18 protein-coding genes are annotated in these 18,662 nt (G+C 70.8%); 6 read left to right on the forward strand and 12 right to left on the reverse strand.

The window, feature by feature from the left end; genetic code table 11:
- Window positions 1–337 precede the first annotated feature (337 nt).
- Entirely contained in the window at window positions 338–955 is a 618-nt protein-coding gene (locus AB0G10_RS40030; protein WP_360934641.1) for a hypothetical protein, read from the forward strand.
- A 151-nt stretch (window positions 956–1,106) separates the two neighbouring features.
- Here the strand turns inward: AB0G10_RS40030 and AB0G10_RS40035 are convergent, their stop codons facing one another.
- Both AB0G10_RS40035 and AB0G10_RS40040 read right to left on the reverse strand, forming a co-directional pair.
- Window positions 1,107–2,138 carry a sporulation protein gene (locus AB0G10_RS40035; protein ID WP_360934644.1) on the reverse strand — a complete coding sequence of 344 codons (1,032 nt, stop codon included), beginning with the start codon at window positions 2,136–2,138 and terminating at the stop codon, window positions 1,107–1,109.
- 115 nt (window positions 2,139–2,253) lie between these two features.
- Entirely contained in the window at window positions 2,254–3,042 is a 789-nt protein-coding gene (locus AB0G10_RS40040; protein ID WP_360934647.1) for an SAM-dependent methyltransferase, read from the reverse strand.
- 84 nt (window positions 3,043–3,126) lie between these two features.
- On the opposite strand from AB0G10_RS40040, the gene AB0G10_RS40045 reads away from it, so the two are divergent.
- On the forward strand, window positions 3,127–3,591 hold the full coding sequence (locus AB0G10_RS40045) for a hypothetical protein (RefSeq protein WP_360934650.1): 465 nt from the start codon (window positions 3,127–3,129) through the stop codon (window positions 3,589–3,591).
- On the opposite strand, the gene AB0G10_RS40050 is transcribed toward AB0G10_RS40045, so the two are convergent.
- Together AB0G10_RS40050 and AB0G10_RS40055 are read right to left on the reverse strand one after the other, a co-directional pair.
- A complete protein-coding gene (locus tag AB0G10_RS40050; RefSeq protein WP_360934653.1) occupies window positions 3,575–5,653 on the reverse strand; it encodes a glycoside hydrolase family 15 protein in 2,079 nt (692 codons plus the stop codon). The genes AB0G10_RS40045 and AB0G10_RS40050 overlap by 17 nt on opposite strands.
- 15 nt (window positions 5,654–5,668) lie before the next feature.
- Window positions 5,669–7,981, reverse strand: coding sequence for a PAS domain S-box protein (locus AB0G10_RS40055; RefSeq protein ID WP_360934656.1), 2,313 nt, complete (start codon window positions 7,979–7,981; stop codon window positions 5,669–5,671).
- Between the two features lie 62 nt (window positions 7,982–8,043).
- On the opposite strand from AB0G10_RS40055, the gene AB0G10_RS40060 reads away from it, so the two are divergent.
- Window positions 8,044–8,826 (forward strand): SAM-dependent methyltransferase, encoded by a 783-nt coding sequence (locus AB0G10_RS40060; protein ID WP_360934658.1) that lies wholly within the window; start codon window positions 8,044–8,046, stop codon window positions 8,824–8,826.
- A gap of 182 nt (window positions 8,827–9,008) precedes the next feature.
- On the opposite strand, the gene AB0G10_RS40065 is transcribed toward AB0G10_RS40060, so the two are convergent.
- Window positions 9,009–9,245 (reverse strand): hypothetical protein, encoded by a 237-nt coding sequence (locus tag AB0G10_RS40065; RefSeq protein ID WP_360934661.1) that lies wholly within the window; start codon window positions 9,243–9,245, stop codon window positions 9,009–9,011.
- 19 nt (window positions 9,246–9,264) lie between these two features.
- Window positions 9,265–9,801: a hemerythrin domain-containing protein gene (locus AB0G10_RS40070; RefSeq protein ID WP_360934664.1), complete on the reverse strand. Its 537-nt coding sequence runs from the start codon at window positions 9,799–9,801 to the stop codon at window positions 9,265–9,267.
- A 112-nt stretch (window positions 9,802–9,913) separates the two neighbouring features.
- Between AB0G10_RS40070 and AB0G10_RS40075 the strand changes: the two genes are divergently transcribed.
- The gene (locus AB0G10_RS40075; RefSeq protein WP_360934668.1) at window positions 9,914–10,228 is read left to right on the forward strand and encodes a DUF3817 domain-containing protein; all 315 of its coding nucleotides are present in this window, start codon (window positions 9,914–9,916) and stop codon (window positions 10,226–10,228) included.
- Window positions 10,229–10,275: 47 nt separating this feature from the next.
- Here AB0G10_RS40075 and AB0G10_RS40080 read toward each other — a convergent pair whose 3' ends face one another.
- The 5 genes from AB0G10_RS40080 to AB0G10_RS40100 are packed head-to-tail and all read right to left on the reverse strand — an operon-like array spanning window position 10,276 to window position 15,414.
- The gene (locus tag AB0G10_RS40080; RefSeq protein ID WP_360934671.1) at window positions 10,276–11,235 is read right to left on the reverse strand and encodes a cyclase family protein; all 960 of its coding nucleotides are present in this window, start codon (window positions 11,233–11,235) and stop codon (window positions 10,276–10,278) included.
- Window positions 11,232–12,374, reverse strand: a complete 1,143-nt coding sequence (locus AB0G10_RS40085) for an alpha/beta fold hydrolase (protein WP_360934674.1) — start codon at window positions 12,372–12,374, stop codon at window positions 11,232–11,234. Before AB0G10_RS40085 ends, AB0G10_RS40080 begins: the two co-directional genes overlap by 4 nt.
- Before the next feature lie 3 nt (window positions 12,375–12,377).
- Window positions 12,378–13,310 carry a fumarylacetoacetate hydrolase family protein gene (locus AB0G10_RS40090; protein WP_360934677.1) on the reverse strand — a complete coding sequence of 311 codons (933 nt, stop codon included), beginning with the start codon at window positions 13,308–13,310 and terminating at the stop codon, window positions 12,378–12,380.
- A 3-nt stretch (window positions 13,311–13,313) separates the two neighbouring features.
- Window positions 13,314–14,255, reverse strand: coding sequence for a VOC family protein (locus AB0G10_RS40095; protein WP_360934680.1), 942 nt, complete (start codon window positions 14,253–14,255; stop codon window positions 13,314–13,316).
- A 28-nt stretch (window positions 14,256–14,283) separates the two neighbouring features.
- Window positions 14,284–15,414, reverse strand: a complete 1,131-nt coding sequence (locus AB0G10_RS40100; protein WP_360934683.1) for an FAD-dependent monooxygenase — start codon at window positions 15,412–15,414, stop codon at window positions 14,284–14,286.
- Window positions 15,415–15,526: 112 nt separating this feature from the next.
- Between AB0G10_RS40100 and AB0G10_RS40105 the strand changes: the two genes are divergently transcribed.
- Window positions 15,527–16,456, forward strand: coding sequence for a LysR family transcriptional regulator (locus AB0G10_RS40105; protein WP_360934686.1), 930 nt, complete (start codon window positions 15,527–15,529; stop codon window positions 16,454–16,456).
- Between the two features lie 110 nt (window positions 16,457–16,566).
- The gene (locus AB0G10_RS40110; RefSeq protein ID WP_360934689.1) at window positions 16,567–17,757 is read left to right on the forward strand and encodes an MFS transporter; all 1,191 of its coding nucleotides are present in this window, start codon (window positions 16,567–16,569) and stop codon (window positions 17,755–17,757) included.
- Window positions 17,758–18,019: 262 nt separating this feature from the next.
- On the opposite strand, the gene AB0G10_RS40115 is transcribed toward AB0G10_RS40110, so the two are convergent.
- Entirely contained in the window at window positions 18,020–18,580 is a 561-nt protein-coding gene (locus tag AB0G10_RS40115) for a DUF2087 domain-containing protein (RefSeq protein WP_360934692.1), read from the reverse strand.
- Window positions 18,581–18,662 lie beyond the last annotated feature (82 nt).

Consider the following 18,662-nt stretch of genomic DNA (forward strand, 5'->3'; position numbering starts at 1 on the left):
CCCACCCATCCCGAAGGACAGGCCGGGGTATTGCCATAATTGGCACTGGCTTATCAAGCACCCTGTTGAGTTCTCAAAGAACAACCGCACACCATCGTCATGACTGGGGCCATTTGTTCGACCCGCAGAACTGTACACGACCCGAAAGCCGCGATCATTTCTGGGGTTCCTCCAGGACGGCCGCTCCGGGCCTCTTTCGAGTCCCGCTCGCTCGCCCGTCTCCCTGGCGGCTTGGAAAACATTACAGGACCGTGGAGCGAACGCCAACTCGGGGCACCGGCGACCCGCGTCACAACAGTGATCGCGCGGAAACGCTAAACCGCGTATAACGAGGTCCATGCGCACAGACGAGCTCGCCGAGATGATCCAGGAGGTGCCGGGGACCGAGGTGTCCTACGGCCCCGGCCTGGTCACGGTCCACGTGCCGGCGATCGGCGACACCGTCCGCCTCGCGTTCCGCGATGTGCTCGATGCCGATTGGGTTCACGTACCCACGGGAGCTCCGGCCGTACAGATCGATCTTCGGGTCAAACAGGGCCGGAAACACGAGGCGATTCCGCTGATCGTCACGGTCGACGACGTGGTCTTCACCCCGGCCTACGCCGATGATCTCGTGGATCCCGAGGACGAGCTGCTGGTGCCGGCCATGCCGAACCTCATCTCCTACTCCGAGATGCACCGCGACGTGCGCGCCCTCGGCAAGGCCATCGACGACGGCGAGATCGAGCTGGAGCCGGAGATCCTCGCGGCGACGCTGCTGGCCCACCGCTGCTTCATCGCGGGCGCCGTCCGCGTCGGCCTCTGGCCGGTCCGGGTCGCGGCCTGGTGGGAATACACGTCGGCCCGCGCCGCCACCGAGATCCGCCTGGCCCGCTTCCGCGACGACCCGCGCTGGGACGAGCTCATGGCCGCCGTGACCGAGGCGCGGCGGCAGTCCACCCCCGCCGAGATCTGAGCGATCCGCCGCCGGCTTTCGAAAGACCTTCATCGGTACGGGAAACCGGCCGCACCCCGGCAGTTCGAGCCGTCCCCGGTCCGGCGGGCACGGGCCGGGCGAGTTCGGCGAGAAGAAAGGGGCGCGGAGAGCGCCCCTTTCCGAGTACCTGTTACTCCTCGCCCTCGAAGGCGTCGCCGATCTCGTCGAAGACCTCACCGGCGACGTAGCCGGCCGCGAGACCACCGGCGATGCCCATCGCCATGCCGCCCATGCCACCGCCGTGGTGGCCGTGGCCGTGACCCCGGTAGTGGCCGTGGTGCCCATAGCCGGGCTGACCGTAACCGGGCTGGCCGTGACCGGGCTGGCCGTAACCGGGAGCGCCGTACGCCGGCTGGCCGTAGCCGCCGCCCGGGGGAAGGAACGACTTGCGCTTGTCCAGCGCCTGCCGCACCCAGCCGTCGACGACGGCGCGCCAGTCGGTCGTGTCGGCGTCGTGGTGCGACACCGAGTAGCGCCCGTAGGTGTCGTGGCCCTGGGTAAAGAGGCCGCCGCGCTTGTCGAACTCGAGGACGACCTCGACCGAGTGCGGGCTGGTCACGAACGTCAGCTCGACCTCGTTGATGCCGTGCGCGTACTGCGCCGGCGGATAGTATTCGATCTCCTGGTAGAACGGCAGCGTCTGGTGGACGCCGTAGATCTGGCCGTGCTCCAGGTCGGCCGACTTGAATCGGAAGCCGAGCTGCGAGAACGCGTCCAGGATCTTCTGCTGGATCGGCAGCGGGTGCACGTGGACCGGGTCGAGGTCGCCCTTGTCGACCGCGCGGGCGATCGCCAGCTCGGTGCGCACGCCCATCACCATGCCGCGCAGGTTCTGCCCGTAGACCGTGGTGATCGGGGTCTCCCAGGGCATGTCGATGCGGAACGGGATCGACAGCTGCTGGCCGGGCGCGAGCCGCGTCGGGCCGGCCACGGTCACCCGGAAGAAGTCCGCGACGGTCGAGTAGTCGTTGCCGCCGGACTCGACCTCCATGCGGGTCACCAGGCCGAGGGTGATGTGCTCGATGTCGGCTTCCTGCGTCCCGCCGACCACGTTGACCTGGCCGGTCAGCGGGGCTCCGGGGTAGGTGCTGGGGTTGGACAGCACGGTGTCCACGCTCGGACCGCCCACGCCGAAGGCGCCCAGCAACTTCTTGAAGACCACTCTTATCTCCCAGTGAGGAAAACCAGCTTGATCGGAAAATTACCAACGCAGGCTGAAGGAACCCTGAGAAACGGTACGGCTCAGGTGCAACCTCATGGGACGAGTTGCCGTTCTGTCACCGGGGCTTGACGCCCACCGCCCCGTACATCGAGACCTCGGCGGCGCTGGGCCGGTCCTCACGATCCGGCCGCCATTCGCTGATCGCCACGATGCCGGGGTCGACCACCTCGAGGCCGGTGAAGAACGACCCGAACACGTCCTTGTCGCGCGGCCACGCGTCGACGTGCCCGGCCGCGAGCATCTGGTCGTAGACGGCGGCGACGTGCGGCGGCACGAAGTCCTTGGTCGAGTTCGTGGCGACCAGGTAGCTGCCGGGCGCCGCCGCGTCGAGCAGCTCGGCGACCACGGCGCGGGCCTTGTCGTCGTCCGGGATGAAGTGCAGGACGGCGATGAGCAGGATGCCGATCGGCTGTTTCAGGTCGAGCGTCTCGCGCAGCTCGCCGGACTCCAGGATCGCGGCCGGCTCGTTCAGGTCGCCGTGCACGAACGTCGTGGTGCCGGCGCTCATCAGCGCGCGGGCGTGGGACAGCACCATCGCGTCGTTGTCGGCGTAGACCACCTTGCTGGCAGGCTGAATCCGCTGGGCCACCTCGTGGGTGTTGTCCGGGGCGGGCAGGCCGGTGCCGATGTCGAGGAACTGCCGGATGCCGGCCTCGGCCGCGAGGAAGCGGATGGCCCGGTTGTGGAAGGCGCGTCCCTGCTGCGCGGCGGTGCGCACGGCCGGGTACGCCGCCGCTATCCGGTCACCGGACTCCCGGTCGACCTGGAAGTGGTCCTTGCCGCCGAGCCAGTAGTTCCACCGGCGCGCGGGCGAGACGGTCTGGTCGTCCACAGAGGGGGTCACGGCGGCAGTCTATCGAGATCCGCCGTTCTCATGGGGTCCACTTCGGACATTGAACCGGCCGCGAGTTCCGGCATATCCTGCCTCGTGGCCACGCAAGCACCGCCCTATCGCCCGGTCCTCCCCGGCTTCCCGCCGGACGATCCGGCGCGCGGCGACGGCGGCTCCACGATCGCGGTGACCATGCGGTACGCGCCCCTCGCCTTCCTGCTCGGCATGTTCACCCCGGTCCTCGAGATCGACGGCCAGGGGGTGCCGGCGATCTGGGGGCGGGTGGCCACGTCGGTGGCGCTCGGCGAGCACCACGTGCACGTGCACGTCCCCTACCTGATGCCGGCCCGGATCGGGACGGCCGAGACCACGGTGCTGGCCGTGCCGGGGCGCACGGTCGAGCTGGAGTACCGCGCTCCCCTGCTGTCGTTCCTGCGCGGCAACCTGGGGGTGCCGCCGCAGCGCTACCCGGGGCTGGCCGCCGCGGTGGCCCTGCTGCTGCTCGCGGCGACCCTGCTGGCCTGCGGCTGCGTCGGCATCGTGATCAGCGCGACGTCCTGAGATAGCGCTGTGCCACCACGTCCGGCTGCTCCAGGATCCGACCGGCCTCCAGGTTCGCGGCGAGGCGCAGGTACTGCGCGTGCGTCCAGGTCAGCGGCGTGGCCGAGGTGGTCGGCGTGCCGGCCGGGCGGTACGGCGGCTCCCTGTCCCAGACCTGCTCCGGCAGGACGCCGGAGGGGCCGGCGGCGCGGGCCATCAGGATGAGCTGCCGCCGCGCCTCCCGCTTCTGCCCGGAGGCCAGCTCGAACTCGCCGCGCTCGCCGTTGAGCAGCGGCCACAACCGGCCACGGGTGATGCGGGAGTCGGCCGGGAGCGGATAGTCCCACTGGCTGCCGTCGGCCTTCTCGCCGTAGCCGTCGAACGAGGCGCGGTACCAGTAGAGGCCGCCCCGCACCGGCACGCCGAGCTGCTCGTCGATCACGTCGAGGCTGTCCGCGATCACCGGGTCGCCCGCAGGCAGCACGCCGAGCCGGACGAGCTCGAGGAAGCCGGGGTCGACGACGCGGCGCTGGTCCACGCCGGAGGGGCCGCTGTCGCCGATGTCGTAGGTGGTGCCGCTGTCCGGCTTCCCGTCCTTGGTGAGCCGCAGGAAATAGGGCTTCGCCGAGTACGGGCCGGTGCTCGTCACCGTCCATTCCTTCACGTTCGCCCGCCATGCGTCGGCGGTCCGCTCATAGCGTTCCGCCGACGTCGCATCGCCATTGGCGCGGACGATGGCGGCGGCACAGACCAGGCCGGCGATGGAGGCCGCGATGGTGGCCGGCGAATAGCCGGACTGGTTCTCCCACCGATCCTGCGGCGACGACGGCGCGTCCGGATATCCGGCCAGGAAATCGGCGGCCTTCTTCACGCCGTTCCCGATCGGGCCGTCGGTGCGGCCGAGCTGATGAGCCAGCACGATCGGCAGCGCCACCTCGTCGAGCTGCAGGCCCTCCCAGACCGGCGTGCCGTCGAGGCGCGAGTTCTGCGGGAACGAGCCGTCGTCCTTCTGCTGCACCAGGAACAGATAGTCGAGCGCGCGATTCGCTCCGGCCACGTCGCCGGCGGCCAGAAGACCGGTCGCGATCTGATAGAGGTCCCGCGACCAGACCAGGTGATAGGGACCCGAGGGATCGTCGCGGCCGAATGCCCACGGCGCGGCCGGCGCGGCGATGTAGGCGCCGCGATGCGTCTTGTCCTCACTCGCCGCGAGAATCATCGCCGAGGCGTTCCAGAGGCGCTCGTCGGCCGCTGACGGCGGCCGATTCAATTTCTCCAAATACCGGGACCAACCTTTTTCGTACGCACGGAGCACCCGGTCGTGGCCGCGGGCCAGCACCGAGCGGGTCCCGCGGAGAGCGGCGGCGGACGACGTGCCGAAGCCGAGCGCCAGGGTCGCCGACGATCGCGTCTCGGCGGTCTGCACGAGGCTGCCCGGCGCCGCCTCGGCGTACCGCCAGTCCATCCGGCCGTCGGCGAGCAGGTCGGTCAGCCCGTCACTCACCCCGGCGTAGCCGCTGGACGTGGCCGTGAACGAGGGCGACGCCACGAGCGCGCTGCCGACCGGCCCGTCCGTGGCGAGCAGGGCGTCGCCGTCGGTGCGGCCGGCGTCACCGCCCCGGCTGTTGTTCAGCGCCGGGTCGAAGACCGTGTAGAGCCGGTGGCCCTCCCCGGTGAGCCGCACCTTCACCAGCACGACCGCTCTCGCCGGGTCGACCGTGTAGTCGGTGACCAGCTGCCAGCCGTCGCCCGCGTAGGTCTGCCGGTAGCTGAGGCTGCGGTCGCTGGTCATCTCGGTGCGCGGATCCACGGCACGGACGGCCGGCCCGGACGGCGGCGCCACCACGAATTGCAGGGCGCGGGCGCTCGGCGTACCCAAGTCGGGGTAGAAGATCTCGCCGCTGCCGCCGCCTCGCTGCAGGGTGACCCACACCTTGCTGCGTGGGTCCGCCGCGGTGAGCAGGGCGGCCTTGTCGGCGGGGAGATATTGCTGATCCCTGCCGGGAGCGCCGGGTGCTGCCGGTCCGCTCGGCACGGCCAGGGTTGCGGCCGCGACCAGTGTTGCCACCATCGGGTACGCCATGAGGTCCGTCTACCCTCAGGGCCGGGCTTGAAGCTCGTCGTGGAGCGCCCGCATCAATTCGGCACTCGTGAATGGCTTCTCGAGCAGGTGGACGTCGGCCGAGAGGGTGCCGTGCGTGGTCAGCACCGGCTGGGCATAACCGGACATGAACAACACCTTGGTCCCGGGCGAGCCGCGGAGGATCGCGGTCGCCAGGTCGCGGCCCAGCATCCCCGGCATGATCACGTCGGTGAGCAGGACGTCCACCTCGTTCTCGGCGGCCAGCCGCAACGCCTCGTCGCCGCTGCTCGCCACCAGCACGGTGTAGCCGCCGCGGCGCAGAATCCGGCTGGTCACCTCGCGCAGCGCGGCCTCGTCCTCGACGACGAGGACCGTCGCGCCGTGGCCGGTCAGCCCGGCCGCCGACTCCTCGGGCGCGGCCGCCTGCGCCTCCGCCTCGGTGGCCGGCAGCAGGATCGTGAACGTGGTGCCGATGCCGGACTCGGAGTAGATCTGCACGGTGCCGCCGGCCTGGGTGATGATCCCGTAGACGGTGGCCAGGCCGAGACCGGTCCCCTGCCCGCTGGGCTTGGTCGTGAAGAACGGCTCGAACGCCTTGTCGATCACCTCCTGCGGCATGCCAGTGCCGGTGTCCGAGACGCGCAGCCGCACGTAGTTGCCGGGAGTGAGGGCGATCCGGCCGGCGTACTCGCCGTCGACCCGCACGGGCGCCGTGTCGATGGTGAGCCGGCCGCCGGTCGGCATCGCGTCCCGGGCGTTGACCGCGAGGTTGACCAGGACCTGTTCGAGCTGGCCCGGGTCGGCCATCACCGACGGCAGGCCGGCCGTGGTGCGCACGGTCAGCGCGATGTGCTCGCCGAGGGACCGCTCCAGCATCTGGTGCACCTCGGTGACCACGACGTTGAGGTTGAGCGGGCGCGGGCGGATCACCTCCCGGCGGGCGAACGCGAGCAGCTGGTGGGTGAGGTCGCTGCCGCGCCGGGCGGCCCGGGCGATCTGCTCGGCGTCGGCGGCGGGCGGGGTGCCGGCCGCGTCCTCGACGATGAACGAGGCGTAGTTGAGGATCACGGCGAGCAGGTTGTTGAAGTCGTGGGCGATGCCGCCGGCCAGCTGGCCGAGACTCTCCAGGCGCTGGGCCTGCTGCATCCGGGCCTCGAGGCGCTGCCGGTCGGCCTCCTCGCGCAGCCGGCGGCGCTCCTTCTCGGCGGCGAGGCGCTCGGTGATGTCGCGGACCACCACGACGACGACCACGCCGCTGTCGGTGTGCAGCGAGCTGCAGGCGATGTCGACCGGGATCTCGGCGCCGCCGCGGCGCACCGCCCGGCGCTTGGCCCAGCGCTGGTCGGCCGGCTGGGCCGGATCGGCGGTGGCCCGGACCGTGTCGAGCGGGGTGCTGTCGCCGCCGGTCCGCAGCACGGCCGAGACCGGGGGCAGGCCGTCCGGCAGCAGCACCGGCAGCGGCATGTGCAGCAGGTCGTACCGCGGGTGGTCGAAGAGCCGCTCGGCCTCGGCGTTGACCAGCACCACCTCGCCGGACTCCGCCACCCCGAGCATGGCGTCCGGCGCGGCGTCGAGGATCGCCTGCACGCGCGCCTCGGCCCGTTCCCGGTCGCTGATGTCCCGGGTGATCGTGGTCGTGCCGATCATCGTGCCGTGCTCGTCGAGCAGCGGCGAGATCAGCGTGGAGACCGCGATCATCTCGCCCTTCGCGGTGAGCCGGATGCTGCGGTACCGGTCGACCCGGCCGCCGAGCCGGACCAGCAGCCGGACCTGCTCCTCGTCGCCGCGCCGCTCGACCGGGATGATCGCGTCGATGGACTTGCCGACCATGTCGCTCGCCGGGTGGCCGTAGAGCATCTCGGCGCCCGGGTTCCAGGACAGCACCACGCCGTCCAGGTCGGTCGTCACGATGGCGTCGTGCGAGGACTGCACCACCGAGGCGAGCAGCGCCCTGGTCCGGGCCGCCTCCCGCTGCGCCGTGTCGTCGCGGAGCACCGCGGTCACGTACGTCTCGTCGCCGGCCGTGACCGCCGAGAGCGACACCTCCACCGGGAACACGCTGCCGTCCCGCCGCTTGCCTCGCAGCGGCAGCCGGCGCAGCGGGGTGGGCCCGCCGTCGATGTACGCGGCGCGCTGCTCGGGATGCCGGTCCCGCACGTCGTCCGGGACCAGGTCGTCGACGGAGCGCCCGACGAGCTCGCCGGCCGGGTAGCCGAACATGTCGTGGGCCCGGCGGTTGGCCAGCGTGATGAGGCCGTCCGCGCGGCTCACGACGATGGCGTCCGGGGCGGTGTCGAGCAGGAGCCCCGGGATCCCGGCTGACTCCACCGATCCATCCCTCCCACCCTTAAAGTACGTCGTTTCATTGCGAAATCGGTCATTATTTCGTGATGAGTACACCGGCCATCGACCCGAACCGGGCGAGCGCCGCGCGGATCTACGACGCGTTGCTCGGCGGCACCCACAACTTCGCCTCGGACCGGGCGATAGTGGCCCGCACCCTGGAGCTGGTACCGGACATGGCGGTGATCACCCGCGCGAACCGGCTGTTCCTGCACCGGGCCGTCCGGTTCGCCACGGCGCAGGGCATCCGGCAGTTCCTCGACCTCGGCTCCGGCATCCCGACCGAGCAGAACGTGCACGAGATCGCGCCGGACGCCCGGGTGGTCTACGTCGACGTCGACCCGACCGCGGTGCTCTACGCCCGCCACCTGCTCGGTGACGATCCGCGGGTGGCGGTCGTCCACGGCGATCTCCGGCAGCCGGCGCTGCTGCTGGAGGACCCGGCGCTCACCGGGCTGCTCGACTTCCGCGAGCCGGTCGGCGTCCTCATGGTCGCGGTGCTCCAGTTCATCCCGGACAGCCCGGCCCTCACCGAAGCCCTGAGGGTCTATCGCGACGTGGCCGCGCCGGGCAGCGTCCTCGCCGTCTCGCACGCCACCCTCGACAGCCGGGCCGCCGAGCTGGAACGGGTGGCCGACCTCTACAACCGGACCGGGTCGTCGCTGCTCCCCCGCGACGCGCCGCAGGTGTCCCGCTTCTTCGACGGCTGGGACCTGGTCGAGCCCGGTCTCGTCCCGCAGCCGCTGTGGCGCCCGGATCCGGACGCCGCCACTCCCGACCCCAGCACCTTCCTCATGCTCGCCGGCGTGGCCCGGCGCCCCGCGACCTGACCCCGCCTGACCTTCCAGCCGACCACTCCCACCGGCGCCATCACCGGCCCCTTCACCGGCGCCGCGCCTCCAGCAGTGGCGACGCGCTCAACAACGGCCGCGACTTCACCGGCGCGGCGGCGCGCTCACCGGCGGCGGCGGCGCGCTCACCGGCGGCGGCGCGTTCAGCGGCGGCGGCGCGTTCAGCGGCGGCGGCGGGCTGAGATCGGGATGCCTCGGTCGGCCGGGCGGTCCCAGCCGTCGCACTCGTCGTCGGGCTCCACCTCGATCAGGTCGAAGAGGTCCGGCCCGGCGTGCCCGGTGTCCACCGTGCCGCCGATCAGGCCGAGCTGGGCGGCGCAGTTCCTGCCGTACCCCTGGATCATCCGATCCACCCGGGTCGGGTGACCGCACCGGCGGCAAGGGCGCATCCGTTCCATGCCGTGATTATCCGATCCCTCAGCTCTCGCCGAGTGCCTCGGCCAGCTCCTCCTTCGACATGTGGGAGCGGCCGGGGATGTCCTGCTCGCGGGCCAGGTCGTAGAGCTCGCTCCTGGTGTGCGCCTCGGGCAGCTTCCCGGTGGTCGCCTCGACGAAGCGCCGGCCCAGTTCCTCGCGCTCCTCGGCGGACAGACCCTCCAGGATCGGGAGCAGTTCCTCCTCTTCCTCCTGGATGTGGTGGTGCAGCTCGCCGATGATCGCGGCGAGGGTGCCGTCCCAGCCGGGCTTGTCCGGGTCGGAGCGCAGCAGGTTCTGCATCATCTCCTCGACCTGGTGGTGCTCGACCGCGCCGTCGACCACCTCCTCGCCCGCTTCGGCCGCGAGCTGCCGGATCCTCGGGTAGACGAAGTCCTCCTCCGCCTCGGAGTGCGGCAGCAGCATGCGGTGCACCTCGTGCAGGAGGTCGGCCTTGTCGACGCCGTCGTGGGTCGCCTCCTCGAGGAGTTCGTCGACCTGGCGATGCTGTTCTTTGATGACGTCCACGATGTCCGGCACTATGCCCCCTTTTATACTCAAAAATCAGCCTAAGGTGTTGTACCCCTCCTGTCAGCAAACACTCATCTTTAATCGCGTACGGTCGGCGTCGCCGAAATCGAGGGGGAGACACGTGCAACCGTTCCGGATCTTCAGGATCACCGCGATCGCCGAGGCGTTCTCGTGGACCGGGCTGCTGGTCGGCATGTACTTGAAACACGTCACCGAGACCACCGAGGCGGGCGTCTGGCTGTTCGGCCGTCTGCACGGCGCGCTCTTCGTGGCATATCTGGCGGCGACCCTCTGGGTGGCCCGCTCGGAGCGCTGGTCGATCTGGCGGACCCTCTTCGGTCTGGCCGCCTCGATCCCCCCGCTGACCACCCTGATCTTCGAACGCTGGGTGGCCAAGCGCCGCCCGGCAGCGGAGCCGGCGGCCGCCACCGCCTAGCTCTGCACAGGATGCGGGGCGCGCTTCTCGGAGTGCGCCCCGCATTCTCATTTCACCGCTATCGGATTGACCGGCGAGCCGACCGCGCCCGTGATCGGCAGCGGCGCCGCCGTCAGCCAGAACTCGTGGACGCCGTCCTCGGCGCAGTCCGCCGCCAGCGCTTCCAGATCCCACATCTCGCCGAGGAACAGCCCGATGTGCGGGATCGCCACCTGGTGCAGCGGCTGGAACGCGTCCTCGAACTCGTTCGGCCGCACCTCGAAGCCCCACGTGTCGGTGGCGATCGCGGCGATCTCGGTCCGGTGCAGCCAGTCCGCCGTGGTGAAGGACAGCCCCGGCGCCGGCCCACCGGCGTAGTCGCCCCAGCCGTTCCGGCGCACCCGCGCGAGCTGCCCGGTCCGCACCAGCACGATGTCGCCCCGGCCGACCTCGACCCGCTGCGCGGCGATCGTCGCGGCGAGATGTTCCTCCGTGATGGCGAACCCGTCCGGCAGCTCGCCGTCCGTCCCGATCGCCCGGCCCACGTCGAGCAGCACGCCGCGGCCGGCCACCACGTCGGCCACCGTCTCGATGCCGGTCGTCAGGTCGCCGAGGCTGGTCACCACCCGATCGGCGGGCCGGCCGTTCCAGGCCATCCCGTGGTCGAAGATGTGCCCGAGCCCGTCCCACTGCGTCGAGCACTGCAGCGGCATCGCGATGACGTCGTCGGCGCCGCCGAGCCCGTGCGGGAAGCCCTGCACGCCGGTGACCGCGTCGGTGCCGGTGTCGAGCATCGTGTGCACCGGATTCGTGCGGCGGCGCCAGCCCTTCTGCGGCCCATCGGCGTCGAATCGCTGCGACAGCGAGAACGAGACCCCGCGTCGCACCAGCTTCGCGCCCTGCGTGCGCTTGTCGGGGGTCAGGAAATTCATGGTGCCGCGTACGTCGTCAGCACCCCACCGCCCCCAGTTGGAGCACCGTTTCGCGGCCGCCGCGATCGCGCCCTCCGGGTCCTTCGGATCGATCATGCGAACTCCTTCTCGACCCAGTCGGCGATGAACGTCTGCACGTGCGCGAAGTGGTCGAGGCCGATGTGCTCCGCGCCGCCCTCCTCGGCCGTGAAGATCCGCAGCTCACGCTTCGGGCTGTTGACGGCCTGCTCGTAGGACCGATGCGCGTAGTGCAGCGGGATCTGCCGGTCGTTCTCGCCGTGCGCGATCAGGAACGGCACGGTGATCTGCTCAACCACGCCGTCCAGGTTCACCGCCTCGGCCTTGGAGATGAACGTGTCGAGGTCGGTCTCGCCCCACACCCAGAGCACGTGGTCCCAGTAGTGCGGGACCGGGTTCTCCCCCTCGCGCTCGAGGCGGCGCTTCTGCACGGCGCCCCAGTCGTGGTTGGCGCCCCAGGCCACGCAGAGCGCGAGCCGCTTCTCGAACGCGGCGGCGCGCGGGGCGTAGTAGCCGCCCAGCGACCAGCCGATCAGCCCGATCTTGGTGCTTTCCACGTCGTCGCGGGTCAGCAGGTAGTCGACGCAGGCCTTCGCCCAGTCCTCGGTCTCCACCCGGGAGGTCAGGCCGAGGAACCGCAGCGCCTCACCGCTGCCGGGGCAGTCCACCATCAGCGTGTTGATACCCCGCGCCGCCATCTCGTGCGCGAACCCGGAGGCGTACATGTGCTCCTTGGTCGAGTCGAGCCCGTTCCACAGGATGATCGTCGGCGCTGGTCCGCCGGTCTCGGCCTTCTTGAAGTAGGCCGGCAGCAACGCGCCCTCGAACGGGATCGCGACCCTCGTGGTGGCCGGGTCGATCAGGTCGAACGCTTTCTGCTGGAGGTCGAGCAGGCGCTGGTAGAACGCCGTGCGGTCGGGCGACTTGGCGCTCTGCATCCGCTCGGCCTGGGCCAGGTAGTTGGTGGCCCGCTGGTATTTCTGCCCGGCCGTGCGCAGGTTGCCGGCCTTCTCGTCGGCCGCGGCCTGCGTCGCGAGGTCTTCGGCGACCCTCGCCCAGGAGGCCATGAACTCCTTGGTCCCGACGTCGGAGCCCTGCGCCGCGAGGTCACGGATCGGGCGGCAGGCGCGGTCGACCTCGTCGATCAGGCCGCCGCTGTTCAGGGTGGCGACGACGCCCAGGTTCCAGACGTAGTTGCCGGGGAAGTACTCGAACATCCCTTACTGCCTCTCGTTTCGTGCCGTGGCCGGGTCGCGGCGCCGCACGGCCGGTAGTGCGTCCGTCGCCGGTCCGGAGATGACGGTGTTGGTCAGGCTGCCGATGCCCTGGACGGTCAGCGTCACCACGTCGCCGTCCCGCAGCGGCGGCGGCTCCTGCCGTCCGTTGCGGCCCCACAGCTCGGCGAGGCAGCCGCCGTTGCCGACCGTGCCCGACCCGAGCACGTCGCCGGGTCGCACAAGGCTGTCCCGGGCGGCGTAGGCGAGCATCGTCTCGAACGTCCAGCCCATGTTGCTGAGCAGGTCACGGCCCACCTCGGCGCCGTTGACCGTGACGCTGCACCAGAGGTCGAGGAAGCCGCCGGCGTCCTTGAACGGCTCCAGCTCGTCGGCCGTGACGATCCACGGGCCGAGACTGCTCGCGAAGTCTTTGCCCTTGGCCGGCCCGAGGTTGACCTGCATCTCGCGTTTCTGCAGGTCGCGCGCGGACCAGTCGTTGAGGATCGTGTAGCCGAAGATCGTCTCGTCCGGTCCGGCGACGGCGGCCACCTCGAGCTCGAAGTCACGGTTCACGCTGGCCGCCGGGAACGGCACCTCGTCGCCAGGCCCGAAGATCCGGTGCGGGTTGGTGAAGTAGAAGGTCGGTGCGTCGAACCACGCGTCGGGCACGCCGCCGGTGCCGTCGATGCTGCGGCGCACGCCTGCGACGTGCTCTTCGAACGCGACGAAATCGCGGAGCGAGGCCGGGTGCAGCGGCGCGAGCAATCGCACACTTTCCATGGGTACGATCTCAGCGCGCTCGCGCTCGTGAACGGCGTCGTGGCCGTCCGCGACGATCGCCTCGATCGGCGGGGAGCCGGCGAACACCCGTACCCCATCGCCTTTGATCTCTCCGGTCTTGATCTTTCCTTCGTGCCGGAAGCGTGCGATCCGCATGGCTCAGACCGGCGGAGCGACGAACACGCCGCGGTCGACGTCGTTGAAGGACTGCTTCGCGACGAACTCGTTCATCGGGTTCGCGGTGCCCCACTGGTCACTGACCGTCGGGTCGGAGAAGTCGTACAGATGAGGATGCCAGGTGTCCTCGTCCAGCTCTTCCAGCTCGGTGGTGTATTCGATGGTGTTGCCGTGCGGGTCGAGGAAGTAGCTGAAGGTGTTGTTGCCCGCCATGTGCCGGCCCGGGCCCCAGACCTTCTCGACGCCGCCGCGCAGCAGCCGTCCGGTGCCGCGCATGTATTCGTCTATGCCGCGCATCTCGAACGACGCGTGGTGCAGCGAGACGTGCGGGCCGCGGGCGATCGCGAGGCTGTGGTGCCACCGGTTGGTCCGCAGGAACCACATCATCTCGCCCATCCGCGGGTGCATCAGGGTGTCGGAGAGCGCGAAGTTGAGGTGCTGGTGGTAGAAGGCGACGGTGGCCTCCGGGTTCGGCGAGTTGATCACCACGTGCGAGAGCTTGACCGGGACCGACTCGCCCTCCTCCAGCCTGCGGTGCTTGCGGACGGCCACGTCGGAGGAGACCTCCACGGTCCGGCCGTCGATGTCGAAGAACCGGAAGCCGTAGCCGCCGCCCGGCGTCCGCAGCCTGCCCGGCTCGCTGACCAGCGTGACGCCGGCCCGGCCGAGACGCTCGGCGAGCGCGTCCACGTCGGCCTCGCTCGCGGCGCCGAACGCGATCAGGTCGAGCCGCTTCTCGGCGGCCCTGCGCAGGCGGACCGAGTATTGCTCGGGCGAACCGGCCGCGGCCAGGAACGCGATGCCCTCGTCGTCCGTCTCCGCGTCGAGGCCCCACATGTCGGTGTAGAACTCGAGCTGCTTGTCGTAGTCGGGCACCGCCAGATCGACGTGCCGCAGGTGGGTGATGAGTCGTTCGTCGTTCATCGCTGTTCCTTTCGGGCGGGCTGACGGCTCACGCCGGCTCGGCGACGAGCCGGGAGACGCGGGCCATCAGGCCGGGGACGTCTCCGCGCTCGTGGGCGAGCTGCCACGCGGCGAGTTGCAGGGAGGCCTCCACGACCGCTGTCGCCCGCGGGAGGCGGCGGCCGGTGAAGTCGGACCAGAGCGTTTCGGTGAGGCTGCCGCCCGCGAGCAGCAGCTCGGCCAGCACGGACGCGTCCTCGAGGGCCTGCGCGGCGCCCTGGGCCAGGGTGGGCGGGCAGCTGTGCGCGGCGTCGCCGATCACCACGACCCGGCCGCGGTGCCACGGGCCGTCGAGCACGTGGCTCTCGAACGCGGTGTAGTTGACCCGGCCCGGGTCGGTGAGGTGCTCGCGGATCTCGTCCCACGGCCCGTGGTAGGCCAGCGACAGCCGGCGCATGGTGGACAGGGCCTCCTCGGGCGTGAGGCGGAACCGGTCCTGGGCGTCCTCGACCAGGTAGGCGTAGAGCGTGTCCGCGCCGGTCGGGCAGTAGCCCGCGATGTAGCAGGGACCGCCGTAGATCAGGTCGGTCCGGGTCACGCTCGCCGGCCGTTTCGTGAAGGTGCGCCAGATGCCCATGCCGACCGGCTGCGGCTCCAGGTCGATCCCGATCTGCCGGCGGGTCCACGACCGGATGCCGTCGGCGCCGATCACCAGGTCGTAGCGCCCGTCGGTGCCGTCGGCGAACCGCACCAGGACCGAGTCGCCGTCCTGCTCGAGGCCCTCCGGGCAGGCGCCGAAACGGACCTTCACCCCGGCCGCGCCGGCGCGGTCGATCAGGATCCTGGCGAGGGCCGGGCGGTACATGCCCAGGGTGGCCGGCAGGTCGGGCCCGCCGGTCCGGATGTCGGTGAGCTCGGCGACGAGGGTCCCGGCCGGGTCGGGCGCGCGGATGCCGAGCGTGTCGAACGCGAACCCCTCGGACCTGACCTGGTCCCAGACGCCCAGCTCGCGCAGCACGCGCAGCGCGTTGCCCTGCAGCGTGATCCCGGAGCCCAGGGCGGCGACGTCGGGCTTCACGTCGACCAGATCGACGGCCACGCCACCCTCGGCGAGCAGGATCGCCGCCGCGGCGCCGGCCGCGCCCCCACCGACGACCAGTACGTTACGAACTGCCGGCACGGCCGTTTCCCCTCTGTTTCGCGTTGTGATGGGCACCACTGTGACCCCTGCGGTGGTATCAGGGAAGCTCGACTTGGTGATGCCTGCCATAGGTCATGCTTATAGTGGCCGCATGGCCGTCGATCGCGTGCTCGCGAACCTGGATCTGAACCTGCTGGTGACCTTGGACGCCCTGCTCAGGGAACGGAACGTGACCCGTACCGCCGAGCAGCTCGGGGTCAGCCAGCCGGCGGTGAGCGGCGCGCTGAGCCGGCTGCGCCGCCACTTCGGCGACCAGTTGCTGATCCGGGTCGGCAACCGGTACGAGCTCACCCCGCTGGCCGCCCGGGTCGCCGCGCTCACCGGACCGGCGCTCGCCGGCGTCCGCCGGGTCTTCGACGCCACCAGCGACTTCGACCCCTCCGACCTCGATCGCGAGTTCACCCTGGTCTCGTCGGACTACGCCGCCGCCATCGTCGGGCCGCTCATCGCGAAGGCCCTCGCCGAGCAGGCGCCGAAGGCCCGCCTCCGCCTCCAGCAGACCACCCCGGACGCCGTCGACCACGCCGCCGACACCCTGCGCACCGCCGACGGCCTGCTGATCCCGCACGGCTTCGTCACCGGCCTGCCCTACGTGGAGCTCTACGAGGACCGCTGGGTCTGCATCGTCTCCGCCGACAACGAGACGGTGAAGGAGGCCGTCTACATGGAGCACCTGGCGAAGCTGCCGTGGGTGGTCCTCTTCGACCGCCCCACCGCGTACGCCCCGGCGCTCCGGCAGCTGCGCCTGATCGGTATCGAGGCCCGCGTCGAACTGGTCGTCGACGGCTTCCTGCAGATGCCCTTCCTGGTCGCGGGCACCCGGCGGATCGCGCTCATCCAGGAGAAATTGGCCACGCTGATGGCGCCGATCGCGGGCATCCGCATCTGCGAGGTCCCGTTCGAGGTGGTGTCGCTGCTGGAGTGCCTCTGGTGGAACCCGCTGCACACGAACGACCCGGTGCACGCCTGGTTCCGCCGGCTGGTGCAGGGCGCGGCCGACGAGCTGTGGCCATCAATCTGAGTGATGGGTGGCATCAGCTTTTTCGCCTTCCGCTCTTGGGCCGCCGCCGCCCATAGTCACAGCCACCTCCTGTGACCTGCACCACCACTTCTCTCGTGGAAGGCCGCTCCATGTCCTCCATCACCGACGCACCCCCGCGTCAGGCCGGCCTCGCGCAGCTGATCCTCCTGCTCGCCGGCAGCTGCCTCTCCGTCCTCGGCGCCGTGCTGATCGCACCCGTGCTGCCGCAGATGACCGACCACTTCGCGTCGGTGCCCGGCGCCGACGCGCTGGTGCCGATCGTCCTCACGGTCCCCGCCCTGATCATCGGCCTGACCGCGCCGTTCGCCGGGTTCATCGCCGACCGCATCGACCGCAAACGGGTCCTCATCGTCGCGATGGTCGGCTATTCGATTTTCGGAACCGCCCCGCTCCACTTGGACTCGCTGTCCACGATCATCGGCAGCCGCGTCCTGGTCGGACTCTGCGAGGCCGCGATCATGACCTGCTGCACCACGCTGATCGCCGACTACTGGTCGGGTTCGCGGCGGAGCAGATACCTCGGCCTGCAGACGCTCCTCGCCTCGGTCTCGGCGACCGTGTTCCTCGGCATCGGCGGCGCCCTCGGGTCCTCCGGGTGGCGCACGCCGTTCTGGCTCTACACGGTCGCGGTGCTCCTCGCCGTACCCATGGCGCTCCTGATCTGGCAGCCGGCTCGCGCCGCCTCGGCGGCCCTGCCACCGATCCCCTGGCGCAGGCTGCGCGTGCCGTGCCTGGTCACGCTGGCCGGAGGGGTCGTCTTCTACGCGCTCATCGTCGAGCTCTCGTTCGTCCTCGACGAGGTCGGCGTCACCGCGACCGCGACCATCGGCGCCCTGAGCGCCCTGATGTCGCTGGCCACGGCGGTGGCGGCGGGCTCGTTCGCGAAGCTGTCCCGCCAGACGCCGCACACGCTGCTGCCGATCGCTTTCGGACTCGCCGCGGCCGGCTTCCTCGTCATCGCCGCCACTCCCTCGGTCCCGGTGATCACGTTCGGCGCGGTGCTGACCGGCGCCGGCACCGGCCTGCTGCTGCCGACGCTGCTCACCTGGGCGACGAACGGGCTGTCCTTCGAGGAGCGCGGCCGGGGCACCGGGCTGTGGACCGGCACGCTCTTCATCGGCGAGTTCCTCTCCCCCGTCCTGATCACCGGCGTCGGCGCGGCGGTGGGCGGGCTGCGCCCGGCGCTCGGCCTGCTCGGCGTCGTGGCCGCGATCCTGGCGGTGGCGATGCTGGCCGTGGTGCCGCGCGACGCCCCGCGCCTGGACGTCACGCACGGCTGACGGTGTTCGTCGTCGCGGTGCCGCCGACGGTCGAAGGCCGCGATTCTGCCGGCGGTGGTCGCCGGCTGCCGGCTGTTGCCGCCGTGCTCGAATCCGCGATCTTGTGACTTCGCGCAGGGACGGCCCTGCCGACCTTCACAAGATCGAGGGCAAGCGTCGCTCGCCGGCCGCGGCGCTGCCGCCTGACTGCTCGTACGTTCGCCGGTGCGGCCTCTCGCTCTCCTGCTGGACGCGGGACGGCGCGAGGCCACGGCGCCGCGTGTCAGGCTTCGGTGGGGACTCGGGCGGAACCGTAGGAGGTGCCCGCCCTGTCCCTCTCCAGCCAGCCTGTTTCGACGAGCATGCGGCGGACCGCGGCCACGTCGTCGGCGGCTACCGCGATCTTCGCGTTCACCTCGTCCTCGGTCAGCACGCCCTCGATGGCCAGGAAGCGGGCGAAGAGCTCGGCCGTCTGCTGGTAACGCTCGCTCATCGTCGGCGGGAGGCTGGTCAGGCGACCGTGCGCGAAATATGACTTGAGCTGCGGAAAACCGGCCAGCAGCGGCGCGATCGGCTGTGTCCTGTCGAGCGCCTGGGCGGCCTCGCGGAGGATGTCGGCCCGGGCGCGGTAGTAGCCGTCGCCGCTGCCGGTCGCCAGGCCCGCGCCGACGAGGCGGCCCAGCAGTTCGCCGGTCTGCGGCTTCGTCAGGTCCAGGCGGTAGGACAACTCGCCGATCGAGGCGCCCTGGTCGCCGAGGCGTACCAGTTCGGCGAAGGCCTGCAGCCGGGCCGGGTTGGACAGCTGCATGAGGAGGTCGGCGGCGTGCGCGGCGGGAACGGACATCCCGCCACCGTAGGCGCGGACCGCCGCACCGGCATCCGAATAACCGGCTTCGTTTCTCCGGGCTCGTGCCGGGTATTTCTCA

Source organism: Actinoplanes sp. NPDC023714 (assembly GCF_040639855.1).
In the GTDB taxonomy this organism is placed as follows: Bacteria; Actinomycetota; Actinomycetes; order Mycobacteriales; family Micromonosporaceae; genus Actinoplanes.